The 19,916-nt window shown below is 49.4% G+C and carries 19 protein-coding genes and 1 tRNA gene; 9 read left to right on the plus strand and 11 right to left on the minus strand.

All coding sequences use genetic code 11. The features are described 5' to 3' along the window. Nucleotides 1-440 precede the first annotated feature (440 nt). Together B5E77_RS14875 and B5E77_RS14880 are read left to right on the plus strand one after the other, a co-directional pair. On the plus strand, nucleotides 441-4,031 hold the full coding sequence (locus tag B5E77_RS14875) for a vWA domain-containing protein (RefSeq protein WP_087166150.1): 3,591 nt from the start codon (nucleotides 441-443) through the stop codon (nucleotides 4,029-4,031). Nucleotides 4,032-4,193: 162 nt separating this feature from the next. After that, entirely contained in the window at nucleotides 4,194-4,535 is a 342-nt protein-coding gene (locus tag B5E77_RS14880) for a helix-turn-helix domain-containing protein (protein ID WP_087166151.1), read from the plus strand. 177 nt (nucleotides 4,536-4,712) lie between these two features. On the opposite strand, the gene vanT is transcribed toward B5E77_RS14880, so the two are convergent. The 7 genes from vanT to B5E77_RS14915 form a co-directional block, all read right to left on the minus strand. Continuing rightward, complete coding sequence (gene vanT, locus B5E77_RS14885) at nucleotides 4,713-5,864, minus strand: serine racemase VanT catalytic subunit (RefSeq protein WP_204248069.1); 1,152 nt, start codon at nucleotides 5,862-5,864, stop codon at nucleotides 4,713-4,715. After that, nucleotides 5,861-7,021, minus strand: coding sequence for an acyltransferase (locus B5E77_RS14890; protein WP_087166152.1), 1,161 nt, complete (start codon nucleotides 7,019-7,021; stop codon nucleotides 5,861-5,863). The genes vanT and B5E77_RS14890 overlap by 4 nt, the downstream gene beginning before the upstream one ends. A 2-nt stretch (nucleotides 7,022-7,023) precedes the next feature. Beyond that, the gene (locus tag B5E77_RS14895; RefSeq protein WP_087166153.1) at nucleotides 7,024-7,776 is read right to left on the minus strand and encodes a M15 family metallopeptidase; all 753 of its coding nucleotides are present in this window, start codon (nucleotides 7,774-7,776) and stop codon (nucleotides 7,024-7,026) included. Further along, nucleotides 7,773-8,831: a D-alanine--D-serine ligase VanG gene (gene vanG / locus B5E77_RS14900; RefSeq protein WP_087166189.1), complete on the minus strand. Its 1,059-nt coding sequence runs from the start codon at nucleotides 8,829-8,831 to the stop codon at nucleotides 7,773-7,775. The genes B5E77_RS14895 and vanG overlap by 4 nt, the downstream gene beginning before the upstream one ends. Nucleotides 8,832-9,106: 275 nt before the next feature. Beyond that, nucleotides 9,107-10,189, minus strand: a complete 1,083-nt coding sequence (locus B5E77_RS14905; protein ID WP_442911341.1) for a sensor histidine kinase — start codon at nucleotides 10,187-10,189, stop codon at nucleotides 9,107-9,109. A 46-nt stretch (nucleotides 10,190-10,235) separates the two neighbouring features. Next, nucleotides 10,236-10,934, minus strand: coding sequence for a VanR-ABDEGLN family response regulator transcription factor (gene vanR / locus B5E77_RS14910; protein ID WP_087166154.1), 699 nt, complete (start codon nucleotides 10,932-10,934; stop codon nucleotides 10,236-10,238). A gap of 145 nt (nucleotides 10,935-11,079) precedes the next feature. Further along, a complete protein-coding gene (locus tag B5E77_RS14915) occupies nucleotides 11,080-11,469 on the minus strand; it encodes a putative ABC transporter permease (protein ID WP_330394714.1) in 390 nt (129 codons plus the stop codon). An 82-nt stretch (nucleotides 11,470-11,551) separates the two neighbouring features. On the opposite strand from B5E77_RS14915, the gene B5E77_RS14920 reads away from it, so the two are divergent. Beyond that, a tRNA-Leu gene (locus B5E77_RS14920) sits at nucleotides 11,552-11,631 on the plus strand. Nucleotides 11,632-11,775: 144 nt separating this feature from the next. Beyond that, nucleotides 11,776-12,309, plus strand: a complete 534-nt coding sequence (locus tag B5E77_RS14925) for a GNAT family N-acetyltransferase (protein WP_087166192.1) — start codon at nucleotides 11,776-11,778, stop codon at nucleotides 12,307-12,309. A 293-nt stretch (nucleotides 12,310-12,602) separates the two neighbouring features. Here the strand turns inward: B5E77_RS14925 and B5E77_RS14930 are convergent, their stop codons facing one another. Continuing rightward, the gene (locus tag B5E77_RS14930) at nucleotides 12,603-13,358 is read right to left on the minus strand and encodes an EcsC family protein (protein ID WP_087166155.1); all 756 of its coding nucleotides are present in this window, start codon (nucleotides 13,356-13,358) and stop codon (nucleotides 12,603-12,605) included. 98 nt (nucleotides 13,359-13,456) lie between these two features. Between B5E77_RS14930 and B5E77_RS17720 the strand changes: the two genes are divergently transcribed. Continuing rightward, nucleotides 13,457-13,693, plus strand: a complete 237-nt coding sequence (locus B5E77_RS17720; RefSeq protein WP_087166156.1) for a helix-turn-helix domain-containing protein — start codon at nucleotides 13,457-13,459, stop codon at nucleotides 13,691-13,693. Nucleotides 13,694-13,944: 251 nt separating this feature from the next. Here the strand turns inward: B5E77_RS17720 and B5E77_RS14940 are convergent, their stop codons facing one another. Continuing rightward, nucleotides 13,945-14,859, minus strand: a complete 915-nt coding sequence (locus B5E77_RS14940) for a 2-oxo acid dehydrogenase subunit E2 (RefSeq protein WP_087166157.1) — start codon at nucleotides 14,857-14,859, stop codon at nucleotides 13,945-13,947. 186 nt (nucleotides 14,860-15,045) lie between these two features. On the opposite strand from B5E77_RS14940, the gene B5E77_RS14945 reads away from it, so the two are divergent. Continuing rightward, nucleotides 15,046-16,458, plus strand: a complete 1,413-nt coding sequence (locus tag B5E77_RS14945; protein WP_087166158.1) for an ABC transporter substrate-binding protein — start codon at nucleotides 15,046-15,048, stop codon at nucleotides 16,456-16,458. Beyond that, the gene (locus B5E77_RS14950) at nucleotides 16,455-17,726 is read left to right on the plus strand and encodes a dihydroorotase (RefSeq protein ID WP_204248070.1); all 1,272 of its coding nucleotides are present in this window, start codon (nucleotides 16,455-16,457) and stop codon (nucleotides 17,724-17,726) included. The genes B5E77_RS14945 and B5E77_RS14950 overlap by 4 nt, the downstream gene beginning before the upstream one ends. Nucleotides 17,727-17,789: 63 nt before the next feature. Here B5E77_RS14950 and B5E77_RS14955 read toward each other — a convergent pair whose 3' ends face one another. Together B5E77_RS14955 and B5E77_RS14960 are read right to left on the minus strand one after the other, a co-directional pair. Then, complete coding sequence (locus B5E77_RS14955; RefSeq protein ID WP_162609717.1) at nucleotides 17,790-18,185, minus strand: helix-turn-helix transcriptional regulator; 396 nt, start codon at nucleotides 18,183-18,185, stop codon at nucleotides 17,790-17,792. A gap of 128 nt (nucleotides 18,186-18,313) precedes the next feature. After that, nucleotides 18,314-18,763 carry a CYTH domain-containing protein gene (locus tag B5E77_RS14960; protein ID WP_087166194.1) on the minus strand — a complete coding sequence of 150 codons (450 nt, stop codon included), beginning with the start codon at nucleotides 18,761-18,763 and terminating at the stop codon, nucleotides 18,314-18,316. A gap of 163 nt (nucleotides 18,764-18,926) precedes the next feature. Between B5E77_RS14960 and B5E77_RS14965 the strand changes: the two genes are divergently transcribed. Together B5E77_RS14965 and B5E77_RS14970 are read left to right on the plus strand one after the other, a co-directional pair. Then, nucleotides 18,927-19,493 carry a DJ-1 family glyoxalase III gene (locus B5E77_RS14965; protein ID WP_087166160.1) on the plus strand — a complete coding sequence of 189 codons (567 nt, stop codon included), beginning with the start codon at nucleotides 18,927-18,929 and terminating at the stop codon, nucleotides 19,491-19,493. A gap of 83 nt (nucleotides 19,494-19,576) precedes the next feature. Continuing rightward, the gene (locus B5E77_RS14970; RefSeq protein ID WP_330394716.1) at nucleotides 19,577-19,786 is read left to right on the plus strand and encodes an alpha/beta-type small acid-soluble spore protein; all 210 of its coding nucleotides are present in this window, start codon (nucleotides 19,577-19,579) and stop codon (nucleotides 19,784-19,786) included. Nucleotides 19,787-19,916: the final 130 nt, after the last annotated feature.

The raw sequence follows: 19,916 nt of genomic DNA on the forward strand, positions 1-19,916 counted from the left end.
ACATAATGGTGATTATGTTGTACCAGGTGCGTTTCCCGAAATTTGACTATACATAGTTTACCATTTCCTTTCTAAGAAATCAACAGCTATAACGAAGGTTATTCGGTGTTTTTTAACGTATTTTTGAGAAAAAGGGCAGGAAAATTCGGAGAATCAGAAAAATGTAAAAAAATGTATAAAAAAACAACCGGTCAAAGACCTGCCCGGCCCTATCCACATACAGTACAGACTGTATGCGTCTTTTTGTTTTGGCTTCCTGTATCTGGAAGCTATTTATCCCGATAAAACCATGCAGCAGCTTTTGCAGGCAGCATATTTCCCTCATGTCATATTGTTCTTACGACTCTGCGTTTAAAACGTACAACATAATCACCATTATGTAGTACTTTCGTGCCTCATTTTCGGAACCTGACAAAGCACAAAGAAGGAGAGTTGTGAAAATGAAAAAGAAAGCAAGCAGGGCGTGGAAACGTCCGCTGGCCGGTCTGCTGACACTGGCAATGGTGGTGTGCCTGTTGTCGTCTGCGCCGCTGAGTGCGAGTGCGAGTGAGATAGTGGAAGAGCCGGAAGTGGAGGTAGCCACAGATGTGCCGAATCCTGAAGGGGATGCGGAGGGGGCTGAAGAAGCAAATTTAGCACAAGAAGTAAAGCCGGTTGACGAGACTATGATGCCATCCGGGGAAAACACCTCTAAAGTAGAGGAAATTCCAGATGGTATGAACACGACAAACGAGTTGGATGACAGCAAGAAATCAGAAAATGAAAATGTTTCAGACGGTATGAACACACAGGAAGGCAATCCTGTAACTCCAGAGGGAGAGGGTGGCGCTCAACTGGGAACAGAAAATCCTACATTGGAAAAGCCGGATGAGTCAGAGGAGACGCCAGAAGCTGCGGCAGATGCAGAAGAAATTACAGAGGAAGAGAAAGCGGAAGCTTTGGATGCTGTGAATGGAATAGACTTTTATACAGAGGGAAGTTCTGACGATATTGAACTTCCTGAGGATGTTCATTGGGAAAAGTCGAAATCTAAGACAGCTACAGAGCTGGATGAGAATTTTGAATCTCAGGTGACACTGTCTTTGCCTGCGTCGGATGAGCAGTTAGTTTCAGATGTCGTATTTGTGCTTGACAAATCTACCAGCACAGATTTAAGAGAGCAGGCACAAGAATTACTCAAACAATTGAATGCTCAGGTTGAAAAGACACAGGCAAAGGTAAAAGTTGGAGTTGTGGTTTTTAACAAAGAAGCCAATAGAGTTCTGGAATTAACAGAATTAGATAAAGAAAATTTAGATACTATATTAACGGCTATAAATTATACACAGAGTGACGGAACAAATACACATGCAGGTTTGCTGGCTGGTAAAGCTATGCTGGACTCTGACAGTAGTGTTAAAGCCAATCGTAAATATCTTATATTTATAAGTGATGGAATTACATACATGTATGGAGAACATGCTACAGCCGTTGCAATGGAAAATGGCGAGCCTGTAACAAGTGGTGCAGGAACATTTGGTGGTCCAGAGAATTGGAATTCCAAATATGGAAGTGGCACATATATTCCTGAAGATTGGAGAAGCTGGTTGAGTTCAATCAAACAACAGATAGAAGCAGATGGGGGAAAATACGAATATTCTTATGGTGAAGAATATTCAGAATATATACCTTGGTCTGAACGTACAGAACATGCTACGTCTGTGGATAAAGCTTTATATCTGACATATGAGGCATACATGGGAGCTGTCCACGCCGGGTATCATTGTTATGCCATGACTGCAGAAACTCCGTCAGCAGCAAGCAATCCCTGGGGACCGTCTTTCATAAAGGCTCTTGGAGGTGGACAGGATATCGACTTTACTGATATTCAAAATGAGATCTACTATCTGCTTGGCACCGGAAGCTTTGTTGCGGACTATATGGGCTATGTAGAGAATGACTACAATTTCGATTTTGTCAATGAGGCTTCGGCCCTTTCTATGACAGTTGGTGAAACGACCTACGAAGCGGTTCCGCTCGGAGAGAATCAATATGGTTTTGCGCCGAACGGCAGCGAAAACGGATATGATTATATTTTGGAATATGAGGAAAATGATAGACTGGCGAATGAACATTTTGTATGGACTATGAACGTGCCGGTTTCTGAGTTTGAGCCTGTTTCATTGACTTATTCTGTATGGCTGGTAAATCCGAAGGCTGCACCCGGTACTTACGGCCAGTATGATGAGGACGGCAGTGAAGGATATCCAGGCCTTTATACGAATAGCAAAGCGATATTGGGAGCGATTGACAGTAATGGAGACTTGGTATCTTCACAGGAGGAATTTGCGAAGCCGACAGTTTCCTATACAGTAGAAGAGCCGACAGAGCCGGTGGATCCCGATCCGGGAGAACCGGAGGATTCTGTAAAGATAGATAAGACGGCGACAGAGCTGGATGCACAGGATCAGACAAAGGTAACGCTGTCGGTAGGAGCTGATCAGGAAACAATAGAGTCTAACGTAGTGTTTGTACTGGACAAGTCTACCAGTACCAACGTCCGCGCGGAAGCAGGAAAAATGCTGGAAGCGCTGCTGGCACAGGCGGAGAAAGGCAATGTGATTAATGTCGCTGTTGTAGCTTTTGAAAAGTCTGCCACAGTTGTTCAAGAGTGGACAGTGCTGAACAGTGAGAATATAACAGTTATTAAAGATGCAATTAATAATAAAAAGAACGAGTCTGGAACGAATATTTATCTGGGCCTGACAGTAGGGAAAGAGCTTCTTGACGCTAAAAAGGGCGGAGATAATCATCTGGTACTGGTAACCGACGGAATCACCTACCTGTGGGGCGGAGAGAATGACAGCGACGCATACAGCATTTATACAGAGCAGATTGATAATGGATGCGAAGCAATTCAGGCTGGAAATGATATGATGCCGTTCCATCACGGTGATTTGGAGAACTATTATGCGGAGTTTGATAATATTGCTCAGTGGTATGCGGATCACGGTGGACAAATAGCGGAGGATATAGAAACATACCAGCATGTGTACCAGGAAGGCCAGTATAATGCAGATGAAAAATACCAGCAGGAAAATTCGACGTATGTAAATGCAGGCTTTTATCAGGAAAATAATGATTATATTCCCGGCGAAATTGCAGACGAGCATTTTGGAGCGAATGACGCTGCCGTATATAAGGCAGTAACTGTGTGGAAAGAGATTCTGGAAGCGGGTTATCATGCCTATGCTTATGCAGATACGACGTCTGCCAATGCAGGCAATGCAGCGTCCTTCCCATGGGGCTCTAAATTTATCGGAAGCCTGGATACTCTGGGAGGAAGCTCGAAAGTCATTTCTGATAATGAAATTGAGGGTATGTTCAATGATGTAAAGAACACCATCCTCTACGAAATCATGTCCGGCACCGTCACCGACGTCATTGGCAATAACTTTGACCTGGCTAGCGTAGGCAACTTCGAGCTGACAGCAGGCGGAGAAATATTAGCTCCTACTATTTTCGGTAACACAGTGTACTTTGGCACACAGACCGGAAATGAGTATTCGTATTCCGTGACCTATTATCCGAACGGCACAAACGGGGATTCTCGTGAACAGTTTGTCTGGGATATCAATGTGCCGGTTGAAAGTGCGAAACCTCTTGAGCTCACCTATACCCTGAAACTGGTGAACAAGGAGACTGCAGAGGGAAGCTATACCGTACCGACCAATGAGGATGCAACGCTTACCTATGAATCCACAGACGGAGGAAATGGCAGCGAGAAGTTCCCGAAGCCTGAAGTTACCTACACAGTAACCGCTGGCGGAACAGAGACACCTACCACTCCGTCCGATCCGGGCTCTGGTTCAGGCGGCAGTTCAGACAGCGGTTCTGGAAGCAGTTCCGGAAGCTCCAGCTCACCGACCCAGACCACGTCTGCGCAGACAGGAGATGAGACCAATATTCTGCTTCCGGTGGTGACGCTGATTATTGCGGCAGCAGTGCTGGGAACAGCTGGAACGGTATATTACAAAAAGAAAAGAGGCTAAAAGGAAAATATCTGACTAAGCAATCAGATATTAACCGGACAGCAGACTGAAAGCCGGGACTGCCGCAGGGACGGGAAATTCTCCCTGCGGCAGTTCTTCATTCTTTATGCATTGGAAAACAGCTTGGTTTACGCAGAAGAGAAGACAGGAAGGAGCTGAAGCATGCAGCAGAGAAAACCTATATATAATAAAACTGCAGCCGGAGCCCGTATCCGAAGCTGTCGGGAAAGACTGGGTCTTTCCCGGCAGAGGATGGCAGAGCAGATTGGGAAGGCAGAGAAATATTACGCGGATATAGAGCGCGGATACTGTGGAATGTCTCTGGAAACAATGATTGAGATTGCAGGATGCTTAGGAATCACGCTGGATTATATGATTTTCGGAGAGAGTGACAGACCGGAGTTATCTGAAGATTCGAAAATTCTTCTCTTTTATCTCGGAAACTGCGATGAAAAGAAGCGCAAGAAAGCAGTGGAGCTTCTGAAAGTCTATCTGTCAGAATAGGATGAAATGTCAGATTATATGGCATTGTATACTGAAAGTACGGCAGGCGGACACAGAAATATTTTATAAAGAGAGCCGGAAGGAACAGATAAGAAAAGTTCCACCGGCTCTTTTTGAGGGCGAATCATAGTGGGGGCCGTAGTTTTCAAGACATCGCTTTGACTTGGTACACCAATGCTACTCTTCCCGGATATGCAGGCGGCAGAGCAGTTCGTTTGTGATCGTGCCTGCCTTTTCAGCCATCTCCTCCGCGCGCAGCGTCTGATGTCCGTCAGAACCCAGGAAGGTGACGCAGTCGCCGGGGCGGGCCTCAGGAATATTCGTTACATCTATGATGAGCTGGTCCATGCAGATATTTCCTATGACCCGGGTTCTGCGGCCGCGGACGAGTGCGGGAAGCTCTGTGCCGGAGAGGCAGCGCGGCAGGCCGTCGGCGTAGCCGATGGTGACGGCAGCGATGCGCATGGGGGCTTCAGCGCGGAAATGGCGTCCGTAGCTTACGGTTTCTCCCGGCTTCAGTTCCCGGACAGAGGCAATCCTTGCGTGAAGGGATAGCACAGGACGCAGAGGCACCCGTTCCAGAAGAGGAGCGTCAGGAGTGCTCAAAACACCGTACATTGCGATACCGAAGCGTGCATAGTCCATAGGGAGATCCGGATAGCACAGGACGCCATAGCTGCTCTGCAGGTGTAGCTTCCCCGGATCACAGCCCTTTTCCCGCAGCAGCTCTGCCGTTCTCAGGAAGGATGAGATCTGCATGCGTGTGAAGAGAATATCATCAATGTCCTGGCTGTCGGCTGCGCAGAGATGGGAATACATGCCGAGAATACGGAGCCGGGGAAGCGCAAACAGAGAAGCCAGCGCTTCAATATGCTCGGCCCGCTCGCCGAGCCGGTGCATGCCGGTATCGATTTTCAGATGTACCTTTACCGGATAGGGAGCGGCGGCATTCAGGGCTCTTGCGTGGGCGCAGTCCACGGCGGTCTGAATCAGATCGTTGGCAGTAAGCAGATAGGCGTCCTGGGGAGGCGTATAGCCCATGATAAGAATTTCGCCCTGGATGCCGGCTTTGCGGAGCTTAACACCCTCCTGAAGCGTGGCCACGGCAAAAGCGCGTATTCCGATGCGGTTCAGGTAGGAAGAGACCGGTATGGCGCCGTGTCCGTAAGCGTCAGCCTTCACGACAGCCATAAATGTGCAGCCTTTCGGAAGAAGCTCCGTGAGCCTTTCCACATTCCATTTCAGATTTTCATAGTTCAGTTCCTTCCAGGCGCGCCGCTCCGGCATCAGCCGGAAAATCATCGCGTCAGGATTGATCTTTGTGATCACACTATCCCCTCCTTGTCATTGTCTGTATCCTGTGACCGTCTGTTCCGCTGTCGTTTTGTGCGGCTGCCTTTTCGGGAAAGCTGCGTTTTCAGCCGTGGAAGAAAACGCGCCCTGGCAAAAGCCCAAAGCATGGCAAGGAGCCAGGAGCCTGCAAAGGAAGCGGCAGCTACAGCGAGAAAATGTACCACGCTGTTATCGGTGAAAATGGAAAGGCCGGTGATTCCGGCGAAGCCTCTGACCAGAATCAGAAACAGCGGGTGCAGCAGATATACGAGAAGAGGCAGATCCTTTGGAAGCCGCTTCAAGGGATCCGGCCCCTTTCCCTCCAGCAGAATACAAAATAGAAAATACATCAGCGGAACAAGGGCCAGATACATGCTGTCGTGCCGCTGTACCTCCAGGATCCGAAGCGTAATGCCCTCAGCCAAAAGCAGGGCGGAGCAGACGCCGAAGCCTGCAAGGGTAAAGGAAAAGGAAGGACGGCGCGTCGGTTTATCCGAAGAGCTTGTGTACTGTCTGGAGACTGCATATCCAAGGGCCAGAAATACCGGAGCATAGAAAAGCCCGTTCCGTGTATAGCTGGAGACATGGAAAATTCCGTTATAAATCGTTTGAAGCGCCGAACCCTCTCTGAGAAATCCGTAGTAGCTGTCCCCGGGAAGGCCTGCCAGGTATAAAAGGGCTGTCATGAGAAGGACGGCGTTGGCCGGCAGATACATAAGCCCTGCCCATACAAGGCAGAAGCCCAGCAGCAGGGCCGGCAGATACCAGAGATGGTAAAAGGTTCCGTCAGTCAGGATCATCTTCACAATGCCGCCCGCGCCCACGCCTTCGAAATGTCCCGCGTAGATATTTATGGGGAGATAGAGGAGCATCGAGACGAGGTAAATAAGGGCAATGCGTTTCAGATAGCGGAGTCCCCGGCGCGTGTCCCGAAGAGCCTTTGGCAGTACGAAAAAGCCGGTTACCATAAAGAAAAAGGGCACGGCGGTGCGGGCCAGGATCCGGGTCAGCACGAAGTCTGCTTCCGGGCTTACAGAAGTCAGCGGGGAAGTGTGAATCATGATGACAAAGAGGGCGGCCAGGAGCTTGTATCCGTTGATACCAGGATAGATATGCTTTTCTGTCTGTTTTTTTGCGGTCAAGGCTTTCGTCATGGTTACCTCCAGAGCGTGACGACGCAGCCGCCTGCATTGGTGCCGGACGCCTGGAAGGGCAGGCTGGAAGGAAGCTCCAGCGTTACGGAACCGTCAGTCTCGCTCAGTTTCTGGTAAAAGATTTCAAAATTTTTGTTTTGGACGCTGATCTCCAGATGAGGGCCTTCTGCAGGAAAAAGGCTCAGATAGTCAATATATTCTTCCAGGCAGTAGCCTCTCAGCATCATGATAGCTGCGTGAGGCAGGCCCACATAGCGGAAATGCCAGGGCTCTGCGGCGATGCCGGTGATATCCTCCTTCCCTTCCGGATAACGCTCGACGAACCCATAGGAGATCATTTTTTCACGGAAGCGCCCGCAGATGCCGTCCCGTGGGAAATAGGGGCGGATGAAATCCAACGGCTCCTGGTTGAGAGCCAGGTCGATGGCAAGTCCCGTCTGATGCTCGCTGCAGTCGGGCAGCGCCACATATTTCCGGGTAAATTCCTCTCCGTTTTCAGCCAGGGAGGACGCATAGATCTGTTTCTGCTCGTTTAACGTGCGGTATCCGCTGACAGGGATCAGGGAGGCGCCAAGCCCCAGAGTCTCAAACAGATTTTCCAGCACCAGGGAGGTTCGGCGCTCCAGGAGAACGCCGGAGCCGAAAAAGGGAGTCAGCCTCTCCGGAGCCACACTCTCAGGAAGAGGATGACTGGCATTTACCAGCAGCAGACTGCCCCTGTTCAGGGCCTGACGGGTCAGAGTGATCGTCTTCATGGCTCCACCGCCAGCCGAATCAGGGCGTCGACAATCTCCTCAAAGGTCATGCCGATGCTTTTCAGCATATTGGGATAGCGGCTGTGTGTGGTAAAGCCGGGAATGGTGTTTACTTCATTGAAGACAATCCGCCTGTCCGGAGTCAGAAACATGTCTACGCGTGCGAAGCCTTTGCAGGACAGAATCCGGTAAATGCGTCCGGCTGTCTCGCGGATCCGCTCGGCTGTTTCTGTGTCGATACGGGCAGGGCAGTGAATCCGGGAGGTCTTCAGCGTATATTTTTCTGTGTAGTCAAAGAAGCCGGAGGAGAGCTCTATTTCGTCCACTTCTCCGATAATCAGGCTGCCATTTCCGAGAACAGCACAGCCTACCTCAAAGCCGGGGATGGCTTCCTCTACCAGCACAGAATCATCGTGCGCAAAGGCCAGCGTGATAGCTGCGTCCAGCTCGGACGGAGCTTCGATCCGGGTGATGCCAAAGGAAGAGCCGGCCTTGACCGGTTTGACAAACAAAGGATAATGCAGATGCTCCGTCATGGAGAACTGCTCTGCCTCTGTAGGCATCCGCCGGAAAAGTACAGATTTCGGGACTTCTATGCCGTCCAGGCTGACCAGCGTATGGGCCAGGTGCTTGTCCATGCATAGGGCGGAGGCTTCCATGCCGCAGCCTGCTACAGGCAGGCCGGCCAGCTCACACAGGCCCTGTACAGTTCCGTCCTCGCCGTTCTTGCCGTGCAGTACCGGAAATACTGCATCCAGCCGGATCAGTTCCATTCCGCCGGTCCGCATGATCAGGAGTCCATGATCAGTACGGTTCGGAGAAAGCATCGCGGGACGGCAGTCGGCGGAGGCCCAGGTATCCTCCGGAATCCGGTCAATATCGCCCTCATAGCAGAGCCAGGTGCCTTCCCGGGTAATACCCACGAGGTGCGCCTCATATTTTTCCTGATTTAAATGGGAGATAACGGAATAGGCAGACTGCAGGGAGACCTCATACTCTGTGGAGCAGCCGCCAAAAAGAATTGCAATCACGGTTTTATTTTTGGGTGTGTTCATTTCCATAATAAAGACTTCCTTTCTCTGAATGCCGCCAAAGGACAGCTTTGTAATATCCCGGACTGTCATGCTATAAGTGCAGCAATGCTATAAATACAGTATAGGATGTGCCGGTGACGGGAACGTGACTTTTCTGTGACAGTTTTGTCATCCGGCTTCCGGAAGGGCCGGCCTTTATGCCGGTCCTTCCATGATTTTTATTGTAGCGGGTAAAAAGAAAGGAAATCTATAGATTCCGTGATGAGAGCCTTAAGAATATCTTGTGATATTTTTAGTTATTTCGAAACTGCAGGGAGATCAATGGTGAATACGGTGCCGTCTTCGCCGCTTCTGGCAGAAATGGTTCCCTGATGCGCTGTGACAATTTCTTTTGCAATCGCAAGACCCAGGCCAGCCCCTCCGGTGGCAGAGGAACGGGCGGAGTCCAGGCGGTAGAATTTTTCGAAAATGGTCTCCAGCTGTTCGGGCGGGATTTGAGGTCCCTGATTCGTAAAGGTAATGCGAATGATACTTTTCTCCTGACGGGCACGGATTTCGATGACTGTATCCGGGTAGCTGTAAGCGGCGGCATTTTTCAGAATGTTATTGAAAACGCGGGCCAGCTTATCCGGATCGCCGGGGAGGATCAGATCCTCCGGCACGTCCAGATGCACAGATTTTCCTCCGGGCGTCAGGATAGGATAAAATTCTTCCGCCATCTGCATCAGCATATAGGACAGACGGATATTTTCCCGGTTCAATGGGATCGTCTGTAGGTTAAAACGGGTAATTTCGAAAAACTCATTGATGAGCTGTTCCAGGCGGTAAGCCTTATCCAGCGTGATGGAAAGGTATTTGGCCCTCTGCTCCAGGGGAAGGTCGGGGGCCTCCTTCAAAAGCTCCAGATAACCGATGACAGAGGTCAGAGGGGTGCGGATATCATGAGCCAGATAGACGACCAGATCGTTTTTGCGCTGTTCAGCCTCCCGGGCGTCTCGTTCCCTTTTTTCCAGAATGGTTTTGGATTCGTTCAGCTTCAGCTCCAGGAAGCTCATTTCCGGAGACAGCGTTATGAGCTCTGTTTTTTCGTCCAGTAGGGAGTCGCAGCCTGCCGAAATTTCATCAAAATATTCCGTCACCCAGCGGATGGAATAACGGAATACGATAATCAGGGCAATGATGATTGCCGCGGCGATAATGCTGTCCAGGTTGTTGCGGAAGGTGGCTTCATAAATGTACAGCGCGTCGGAATAATCCAGATGGAATACGCCGGTCAGAAAGGCGACCACCGAGTCTCCGAAACGTCCGCGGATCAGTTCGCGGAGCAGAAAGACGGCCCCGATGGAAATCAGGACCAGAGACAGCATTTTCCGCGTCATTTTTCTCTCAAACAGAACATAGCTGCTTTTTCTTCTTATGTTTTTCTTACTCAATTTTATATCCCACTCCCCACACAGTCTTGATATACTTTGGTTTTTCACTGGAGTCGTGCATCTTTTCCCGCAGATGCCGGATGTGCACCATGATCGTATTGTTGTTGCTGCTGTAATATTTTTCGCCCCACACGTCGTAGAACAGCCGGTCGGAGCTTACGACCTCACCGCGGTTCTTGCAGAGGCTCCACAGAATGGAAAATTCCGTGGGAGTCAGGGACAGAGGCTTTTCGTCCAGGGTGCAGGTGTGGTCCCGTTTGTTAATGACCAGGCCGGAAATAGAGATGCAGTCCTGCTCCTCCTCCTTCGCAGCGGTATTGTATTTGGTAAAGCGCCGAAGCTGCGCCTTCACCCGGGCAATCAGCTCCAGCGGACGAAAGGGCTTGGTCATGTAATCATCCGCGCCCAGGGTAAGACCGGTGATTTTGTCGATCTCTTCATCCTTGGCCGTCAGCATAATGATTGGGAAATTGTGTGCTTCGCGGATTTTCTGGCAGATAGTAAAGCCGCTCATGTCCGGCAGCATGACGTCCAGTACAGCCAGGTCCGGCGTCTCTGACTCAAGCCATTTCAGAGAATCTGAGCCATTGTAGAATTTGTGAACCTCATAGGATTCGTTTGTCAGGTATAATTCAATCAGGTCGGCGATTTCTTTTTCGTCATCTACTACTAAAATTTTTGCTTCTGTCATTGCAGTACCCCGCTTTTTATCTGGCATGGAAGAAGGTCTTTTTCTTCCATTATAAATATCGTTTCTATCTCAACATTAGTATATCAGAAAAAAGCCGGGAAAAATTTAAAACTTTTGTGTCCAAATTCTTAAGAAGAAATGAAGTTCACGGCTTTCTATACAGAATCCGTTCGTACAGAAGACCTGTCAGAAACCACACAGGCGCATAGTCCAGCCGGATTACCCCGTGAATGTTAAAACGCGCACGGCTGTAATCCCAGGGACACATGCCGCGCCGCTTCAGAAAGCTGCCCGTAATGAATTCTGTCAGGAAGATGGCGCCGGTGTAGACAGCGCCGCGTACCCAGACGCATTGCTTTCGGAGCAGGCGTGAGATGGGGGCGAGGAAGGCTGCCATTCCGTAAATCGGGAACATCCAGATGGAGGAATGCCCTTCCAGCTTCATCTGCCGCCGCTGGAGTGATATGAGGCCGGTCCAGAAGATCTCCAGGCACCAGCCGATAAGTCCGCACAGAATAAATTTGTTTTTCATCATAGCGGAAGTATGTGCGGAAAATCCCGGAATTATACGCTTGACGGCCCGCGGCTGCCTGTTGTACAATAGTTCTCGTATTTAAGCGGCTATGGCGGAACTGGCAGACGCGCTGGATTTAGGTTCCAGTGGGAGACCGTGCAGGTTCGAGTCCTGTTAGCCGCACTAGAATCCCCGTACTTCAACCTACACCAACAAAAAAATTTGCTGCGGGCTGATAAGTACATTTTATGGAGTGGGCAGCCGGGCCGGGCTGCTCATTTTCTGTCCCTAAAGAAACGGGGGAAAGAAATGAAGACAAGAAAAGATATGAATTTCGTTGTCAGAGAAATGTGTAAAGAAGAATATGGTCTGCTCAGTGATTTTTTATATGAAGCTATCTTTGTTCCCGATGGCGTTGAACCGCCGCCCAAATCTATTTTGAACCGCCCGGAATTACAGGTGTATATTTCAGGTTTTGGAACAAACAAAAATGACAAAGCCTTGGCTGCGGAGATTGATGGTAAGACTGTAGGGGTGATTTGGGCAAGAATCATGAAGGATTACGGGCATATAGACGAGAGTACCCCTTCTCTTGCTATGTCTGTTCTGAAGGAATACAGAGGCAGGGGGATAGGTACAGCTTTGCTTAAGCATATGCTGATAGAGGAGAAAACTGCTGGTCACGCGAAGCTGTCCTTATCTGTTCAAAAGGATAATTATGCTGTAACGCTATACCGTAAAGCAGGCTTTATGATAATCGGAGAATCAGATGAGGAATACATTATGGCTGCTGATTTAAGCCGGAATTTTGAAAATATAGATAATGGAATCAGATTTCTGCAAAGTGACGGAGGTATGTAGACATGCCCGATTCCATTTGTTATGAAGAAAAAATTGTAAATCAGCAATGCCTGGAAGGAAAAGGATGCTGGAAAATATACCATCGCGCTCGGATCATCTTTTGAGCATAGTAGACTTATGAGAACAACCGATTTCTTAGATGGGGAAATAGAGATTAATAGCTAGAAATACGAATCTATAAAAGTGGCGGCATCGGGAACGAGGCTGCCACTTTTATCATCGTGCCTGGTAATACATATTTTGAGTCCAGCATCCCCCCTGTAGCGAAGGAGTAAAGGATTCCCAGCACTTATTCATTTGGATTCATTTTCTTGCTGCTCCTCTGGTTCAGCATTTATAAAATCTGTTTCCGCCACATCGATAATGAGATCCTCTTCTTTCTCATGCTCAGATGAAAAATCACCTTTGAAAAACCAGTTATAGGCTCTGTTTGCTATAATTTTTGTTTCGACTAAATCAAGTCCGCCGCCGACCACGGCACCTACTCCCGGAACCAATTTGCCAAGATTCACTAAACCCTTTGAGCCAAACTTAGTAATAAATCGAAACCCTACCTTCTGATTAATTTTTGTTAATACAGTGCCCGGAATTTTCTTAATCAAGCTATTGGCAAATTTGACGCCAAACTGTATCCCTGCTTGTTTTAATAGTCCGTTTACCGTAACACCTGCCAGACAAGCATAAATGAATGTCTGAGTTTGATCGCTATTCAAATCATAATCAGCCATATAGGCAGTGCAGGAAATCATTCTCATCTGGACATATAATACACTTCCAATATTGGCAGGAATCGCAACGGGCATGCTGACAAATCCTCCTAAGCCGCTTAACGCCCCTGAAGTAGTACATTTTATAATCTGGTTTCTAAGCATTGCTTTGCATGCTTCTTCTTTGTTATTATGCTTATGTAAGTAATCAGCGGCCAGATCCGCCACACTTGGGCTGACTTTGGGAATGCCATCTAAGCATTTTTCATAGCAAGCGTCCAGTAATTTCATGATGTCTTCCTGTGTGGCAATTTTTCTTTTTGATTTTGTTTTTTCTTCCATTTATCAATTCCCCCTTTGGATACAAAACATAATCCATAATAGGCCATGTAAATTTTGCGAAATCCACTTGATAAATCCATCTTACGGCATACTGTTCTGTGTGTCTATGGCAATCTGCTCCACAATTTCGCAGCTGCGAAAAAGAAAATATAGCGGTCAATAGGCTTTGTACTTTATCCGGCGTAAGCCATACAGCCATACAAGACATTATGACGGGAAAGGCAAAGAATATTACGCTCAGAACTCTGCACTGCCTTGCGGCAGGACTGAATATGACCGTTGCCGGCCTTCTTGATTTCCCGGAAAGGAATGAGACTGTCTTTGAGGATGAATAACTGCGTATAGAACATAAATACCGGGCAGGAATAATCCCGCCCGGCGCTTGCTTTCTCAATTATTTTCCCGGATTGGCGCATCTCGCTGCCGCAAGCTCCTGCCGATTGCAGTATAATGGTATCCAAAGGTACATTGTTTCTGTTTCGGTACGTTGGGCTTCAGTGAGAATCGTTGTTTGCTTCAGGGTAATCTTACTGGCAAATTTCAAGCTTAGTGTTGATAAGGGCGCTTTTTCCAGATAGCAGAAAGCTTATTTTTTGTCAATCTTGTCATGCACGACCTTTTCGGGGCGTTCCATCAGCTGCTCCGGCTTGGAGATACCGCTCTTGATATGCTTGAATCCAAGCGCATAGATGAAGCCGTCGCAGATACGCTCGTCCACGACAAATTTCATGTTCAGGTAGGTTTTCCGGCGCAGTACGCCGTTCCGATCCAGCTCGTGGACGGTTTCCTTGCTGCCGATGGCTCCGAAGATGGAGATGGTGCCAAACTCGTAGATGTGGTGGTAGACCGGCTGCATGCCGATGGAGCCCATGTTTGTGATAAAGAAGCTTGCGTGAAAGGGGCTTAAATCTGTGATTTTTTTAGGGATCCAGCCATGGCGGTCCAGAAATTTCAGAAGACCGAAGACCAGGGAAATCAGCCAGTTGGGAATCAGGCTTAATGCCAGCTCCAGCTTATCGAAATCGTTCCGGTTTTCGTCCTCCGCTACCTTTTTCGTGCGGTCGATGGGATTGGCCTGAGCCTGAATTTCCTCAGAGACCTCCTTCAGCGTGGCGTCCATTTCAAAGCGCGGCATAATGGTAGTACGTTCGCTGTCACGCTGCATCCCCTTCATGACGACCATGGAGCCTTTCATTTCATTACGGGCATAGATATTGCTTCGCGCGACAAAGCGGTTCAATTCGGGTACCTGGGAATATGTGCGGACGATAGCTGCGAAAATAATATGATAAAGAGTCAGTCCGGGAATTTCTCCCTTGCGCATCTTATGAAGAAAATCCTGTGTGTGCGTAATATCGATGCGATCCTCAAACAGCACCCAGCTGTCAGCCTTGCTTTTCATGATAAATGGAATCAGCTTTCCCATTGGGTCCAGATTTCTAACCAGAAAGCCGTCATTTCTGTCGCCGAAGCGGCGTTTTCTTCCTTCTAATGGTTTCATTTTAGATACTCCCCTCGTATTTTACCTGGACCTATTTTATACTATGAGGAAAAAGCTTGTCAACCGCAAACCGGGGATTTCCTCTTGTCCCCAGTAATTATCTGTGTTATAGTGATAAAGTCAGCGCGGGACGGATCAGCAGGTTCTGTGCGCGGCTGTAGAGGGACTAAGGAGGCAATTTTGGGCATGGCTGATTGGAAAAAATGGATGGCGCTTGCATTGACAGGAGCGTTTGCCGTCCTGCTTGGAGGATGCGGGGGAGACGCGCAGAGTGACGAAAATGAAGATGTTAAAATAGAAGTGACAGAGGTACAGCCGCAGGAGGAAGAGGCTTCTGAGGTGGTTTCCGATCTGGAAGCCACGATTAGCTGGTGGACGTATCCGATTTTTGTACAGGATGAAGGACAGGAAGACGGAGCCTATGAGCAGGCTCTGATTCGTGAATTTAACAAGAAATATCCGAATATCACGGTGGAGCTTAAGGTGCTGGATTACCTGAACGGACCAGACGAGATACAGGCTCTTCTGGAGTCAGAGGGAGGGGAGCTGCCCAATGTGCTGCTGGACGAGCCGGGCAGGATCAGCTCCTACGCAAAGGCGGGAGTTCTCGAGGATATCAGCGATATGTTTACGGACGAGGTGACATCGGATATCGTAAGCGAAGGAATTTTAAGCGCCTGCACAAACGGGGACAGCTATGTGATGTATCCTTTGAGCGGTTCGAATTATGTGATGGCGTTTAACAGATATATGATAGAGGGATCTGGAGCGATAGAGCTGATGAACAGGGAAGGCGCCTGCACCTGGACGACAGAGTCCTTTGAGCAGGTGCTGGAGCGGCTGAACGCTTCCGGGTTCAACAGCGGCATGCTCTACTGCTCAGGAATCGCGGGGGATTATGCGACCCGTTCTTTTATCACGAATCTGTATGATGGAAGCCTGATGAATGAAGAGATGACGGCTTATACGATGGACAGTGAGGAGAACCGCCAGGCTTTGACCAAGATCAAGGAATGGATGGAAAAGGGATGGATTCTGAACGGATCCGGTTCCTCGGGCGCGGATGCGGTTGCGTCCTTTGTAAGCGGGGAGAATTCCTACTGCCTGCTCTGGAGCCTTCCGCAGGCAATCAGCAACGCGGAAGCATTGGCGGAGAATGGCGTCGAAGTGGTTGTGATGCCCTATCCTTCCGCAGATGGGGTCCCTTCTCTGGAGTACATGCTGAATGGCTTCTGCATTTTTGAAAATGGAGATGCGGACAAGCTGCAGGCCTCCCGTTACCTGGTAGATTTCCTCTGCAATGATGAAAATGTGGCAAAGGAAAATGTGGTGCGCAGCGGGGCTTTCCCGGTGCGGACATCCATGGGCGACGTATACGAGGGAAATGAGGAGGCTCAGCTCTATGAGGCGCTGATGCCTTATAGCGGAACCTATTATAATAAAGTAGACGGCTTTGAAGAGATGCGCGTTTACTGGTATCAGATGGAAGCAGAGATTTTGAATGAAGAATACAGTGTGGAGGACGCCACAGACAGCTTTGTGGAATATGCGAACAAGACGCTGGTAAAGGAAGAGCAGGAAGAAAAGGTAGAGGAATGACAGAGATCGGTATTCGCGGAGCCAAAATTCTGGATCCCTTAAGAGGGACGCAGGAGACGGCAGATATTCTGATTCGAGATGGAAGGATAACGTCGATAGGAGAGCAGCTGGATGAAAGCAGCTGCGGCAGAATCCTGGAGGCCTCCGGGCTGACGCTTGCGCCTGGATTTGTAGATGTTCATGTACATTTTCGGGATCCGGGGCTTACGTATAAGGAAGAGATCCGGACAGGCGCTGCTGCCGCTGCAGCAGGCGGATTCACGACTGTGATCTGCATGGCAAACACAAAGCCTGTCGCAGATAATCCGGAGACGCTTTCCTATATACTGGAAAAGGGAAGAGAGACGGGAATCCATGTTCTGGCCTGTGCTGCAGTGACGAAGGGAATGAACGGACAGGAGCTTACGGATATGGAGGAGCTGCGCCGTCTGGGAGCCGCCGGCTTTACGGACGATGGGAAACCGATTCTGGATACGGTTCTTCTGCGTGAGGCCTTTGTGAGGGCGGCACGGCTGGACGTGCCTGTCAGCCTTCATGAAGAGGATCCTGCGCTGATCGCAGACAACGGGATCAACCGGGGAGCGGTCTCGGAAAAGCTGGGAATCGGAGGATCGCCTGCGGAAGCGGAAATTTCCATGGTTGAGAGAGACTGTCTTCTGGCAGAGGAGACGGGGGCCAGGGTTAATATTCAGCATATCAGCACAGCAGGGGCTGTGGAGGCGGTGAGGCGTTCGAAAAGGAGAGGGTCTCATGTGACGGCAGAGGCCGCGCCTCATCACTTTACTCTGACGGAGGACGCCGTGCTGGAGTACGGAACGCTTGCAAAGATGAACCCGCCTCTGCGCACAGAGAGGGACAGGCTGGCAGTCATAGAGGGCCTTAAGGATGGGACGATCGATATGATTGCCACAGATCATGCGCCTCACAGCGCTGAGGAGAAGAAGCTGCCTCTGACGGAGGCGCCCAGTGGAATCATTGGCCTGGAGACAGCTTTTGCCCTGGGTGTCACGCAGCTTGTAAAGCCGGGCCATTTGAGCCTGATGGAGCTGATAGAGAAAATGAGCCGGAATCCGGCGCGTCTCTATGGGCTTCCCTATCCGGGGATTGCCGTAGGAGCGCCTGCGGATCTGGTGCTCTTTGACGAGAATGAAGAATGGATTGTGGAGCATTTTCACTCCCGTTCCGCAAATTCGCCATTTCTCGGGAAAAAGCTGTCTGGCCGGGTAAGATATACGATCTGCGGTGGGAAAGTGGTTTACGAAGTATAAAACAAAGAAGGTTATTTTCAGCTTTTGACAGGACAGAAGGTTCCGTTGCTGAAAATAACCTTTTTAATTTTCCTTTGTGAGCAGATATTTTTTGAAGCGGACAAATTCCCGGACCTCTTTCTGCTCTTTGGAAGGAAAGCTTTTGTAATCCATAACCATCCTTGCTTCAGACCCGTTCAGGCGAATCAGGCTGCCTTCCGGCGTGATGGCTGCATGCTCACGAATCAGATCGTCTCTTGTGTGCACCTTACTGAAATCCCCAAACAGAAGCTGGTCGATAGTCAGGTGGTATACTTCCGAGAGGTACAGGAGAGTCGGCGTGTCGGGAAGGCCCTTCCCTCTCTCGTAGTTGGAATAGGTCTGGCGCGCCACATGAATGAGTCTGCTGACATCTTCCTGTGAATAATCATAAATTTCACGCAGGCAGCGCATATTGGCAGCCAGCTTAATTTCAGGCATCCTGCTTGCTCCTTCCACAAAATGTGGCATTATTATACCAGCTTCAAGTCCGTTATATGCGCGATGGAAGAAAACATAGCATATATACTGAAAATGTCATTTTAGAATGACAAAACAACCAAAACAGGCTACAGCTTTTTCTGGCTCAAGGTACTGTTGTGATATTCCGCAGACCAGGTGACGTCCTCTCCGAACCAGTCGGGCGGAAGAAATGCGAGGGCTTCTTCCTCCGAGGAAAATTCCACTTCGGCCAGAACCAATCCCTGGAATGGCGGCTCAAAAATATCGAGTTCAATGGTAAGCCCGGATTCCAGCGGTATGAGAAAGCGGCGCTTGCAGATGATATTTCCGTCTGCTTTCGCTTTCAGATGCCTGTAGCCTTCTGCGGTCAGGGGCAGGTTGTATTCCTCGCGGCTCATCAGGCCTTTGGATTTGTAGGTGAGAATATATTCGTCGTCGCTGCGCCGTACGCGGACCACCGGATCGGTGCAGAGATAAGCCTGCTCCAGCCTGTGAAAGGGATAGCTTTCCAGGTTTTCAGGAAGGGCTTTGACTAAAAATTTACGTTCGATTTCCATAAAAAAGCTCCTCTCATTTCTTTTGCTGCTTTTGCAGGCCTCAAAGCTTTGCGGAAAAGCAGCAGACCGTTTCCCTGTCAGCTTAGGGTAACATATCATACTGGATAATTCAACGAATATTTGTTATAATGAAAAAAATAGACAGAAAAGAGGAGGCCTTGAGATGAAAAAAGTAAGTATTTTTCTCGCGGAAGGGTTTGAAGAGGTCGAGGCGATGACCCCGGCAGATCTTTTAAGAAGAGCCGGCGCAGAGGTTACGCTGGTAGCGGTCGGCGGCCGGCGCGAGGTGGCCGGAAGCCACGGGATAGTGATTACAGCAGACCGGCTGTTTTCAGAAATGGATTTTTCAGACACGGATTTGCTGGTGCTTCCCGGGGGCATGCCCGGTACGCTGCATCTGAAGGAATGCCAGCCCCTAATCGAGCTCTTGAAGGAATTTAATGAAAACGGAAAGAGCCTGGCAGCCATCTGCGCAGCGCCTACCGTGCTTGGCGCAGCCGGACTTTTAAATGGAAGAAAAGCGGCCTGTTATCCGGGCTGTGAGGATGGACTGACGGGTGCAGAGGTGCTGACAGACCGCGTGGTGGAGGATGGAAATATTACCACGAGCCGCGGCGTGGGTACGGCAATTCCATTTGCCCTTTCCCTGATTTCCCAGCTGTTCAGTCCACAGAAGGCAGAGGAAATCAGAGAATCCATCGTGTACGGACATGGACCGGTCAAGGCGTAAATCCTTTTTGCAGGAAAGTTCCAGTCATTCCCAACATATCTCCATACGCTCATGTGCACAATAGGAGCATGGAGGTGATACAGATGACAGAACAGTCCAAGTCTAACCAGATGGCAGTTCCGGAAGCGAAGGCAGCAATGAACCGCTTCAAGGAGGAGGTTGCCAGCGAGCTGGGCGTGCCTTTAAAGGAAGGCTATAACGGCGACTTGACTTCTGCTCAGGCAGGTTCCATCGGTGGCGAAATGGTTAAGAAAATGATCATGAAGCAGGAACAGCAGATGAGCGGCAAGTAAGTATAAAAAAGAAAATCTGAAATCGAACACGGAGAACAGCCCCCGGTATGTGAAAATATGCGTACCGGGGGCTGCTTTTCTGCGCGGAAGAGGCAGAATATGCTTTCAGCAGGCGGCGTCTGGCACAGAG

Origin of the sequence: Lachnoclostridium sp. An131 (assembly GCF_002160825.1) — a bacterium.
In the GTDB taxonomy this organism is placed as follows: domain Bacteria; phylum Bacillota; class Clostridia; order Lachnospirales; family Lachnospiraceae; genus Laedolimicola.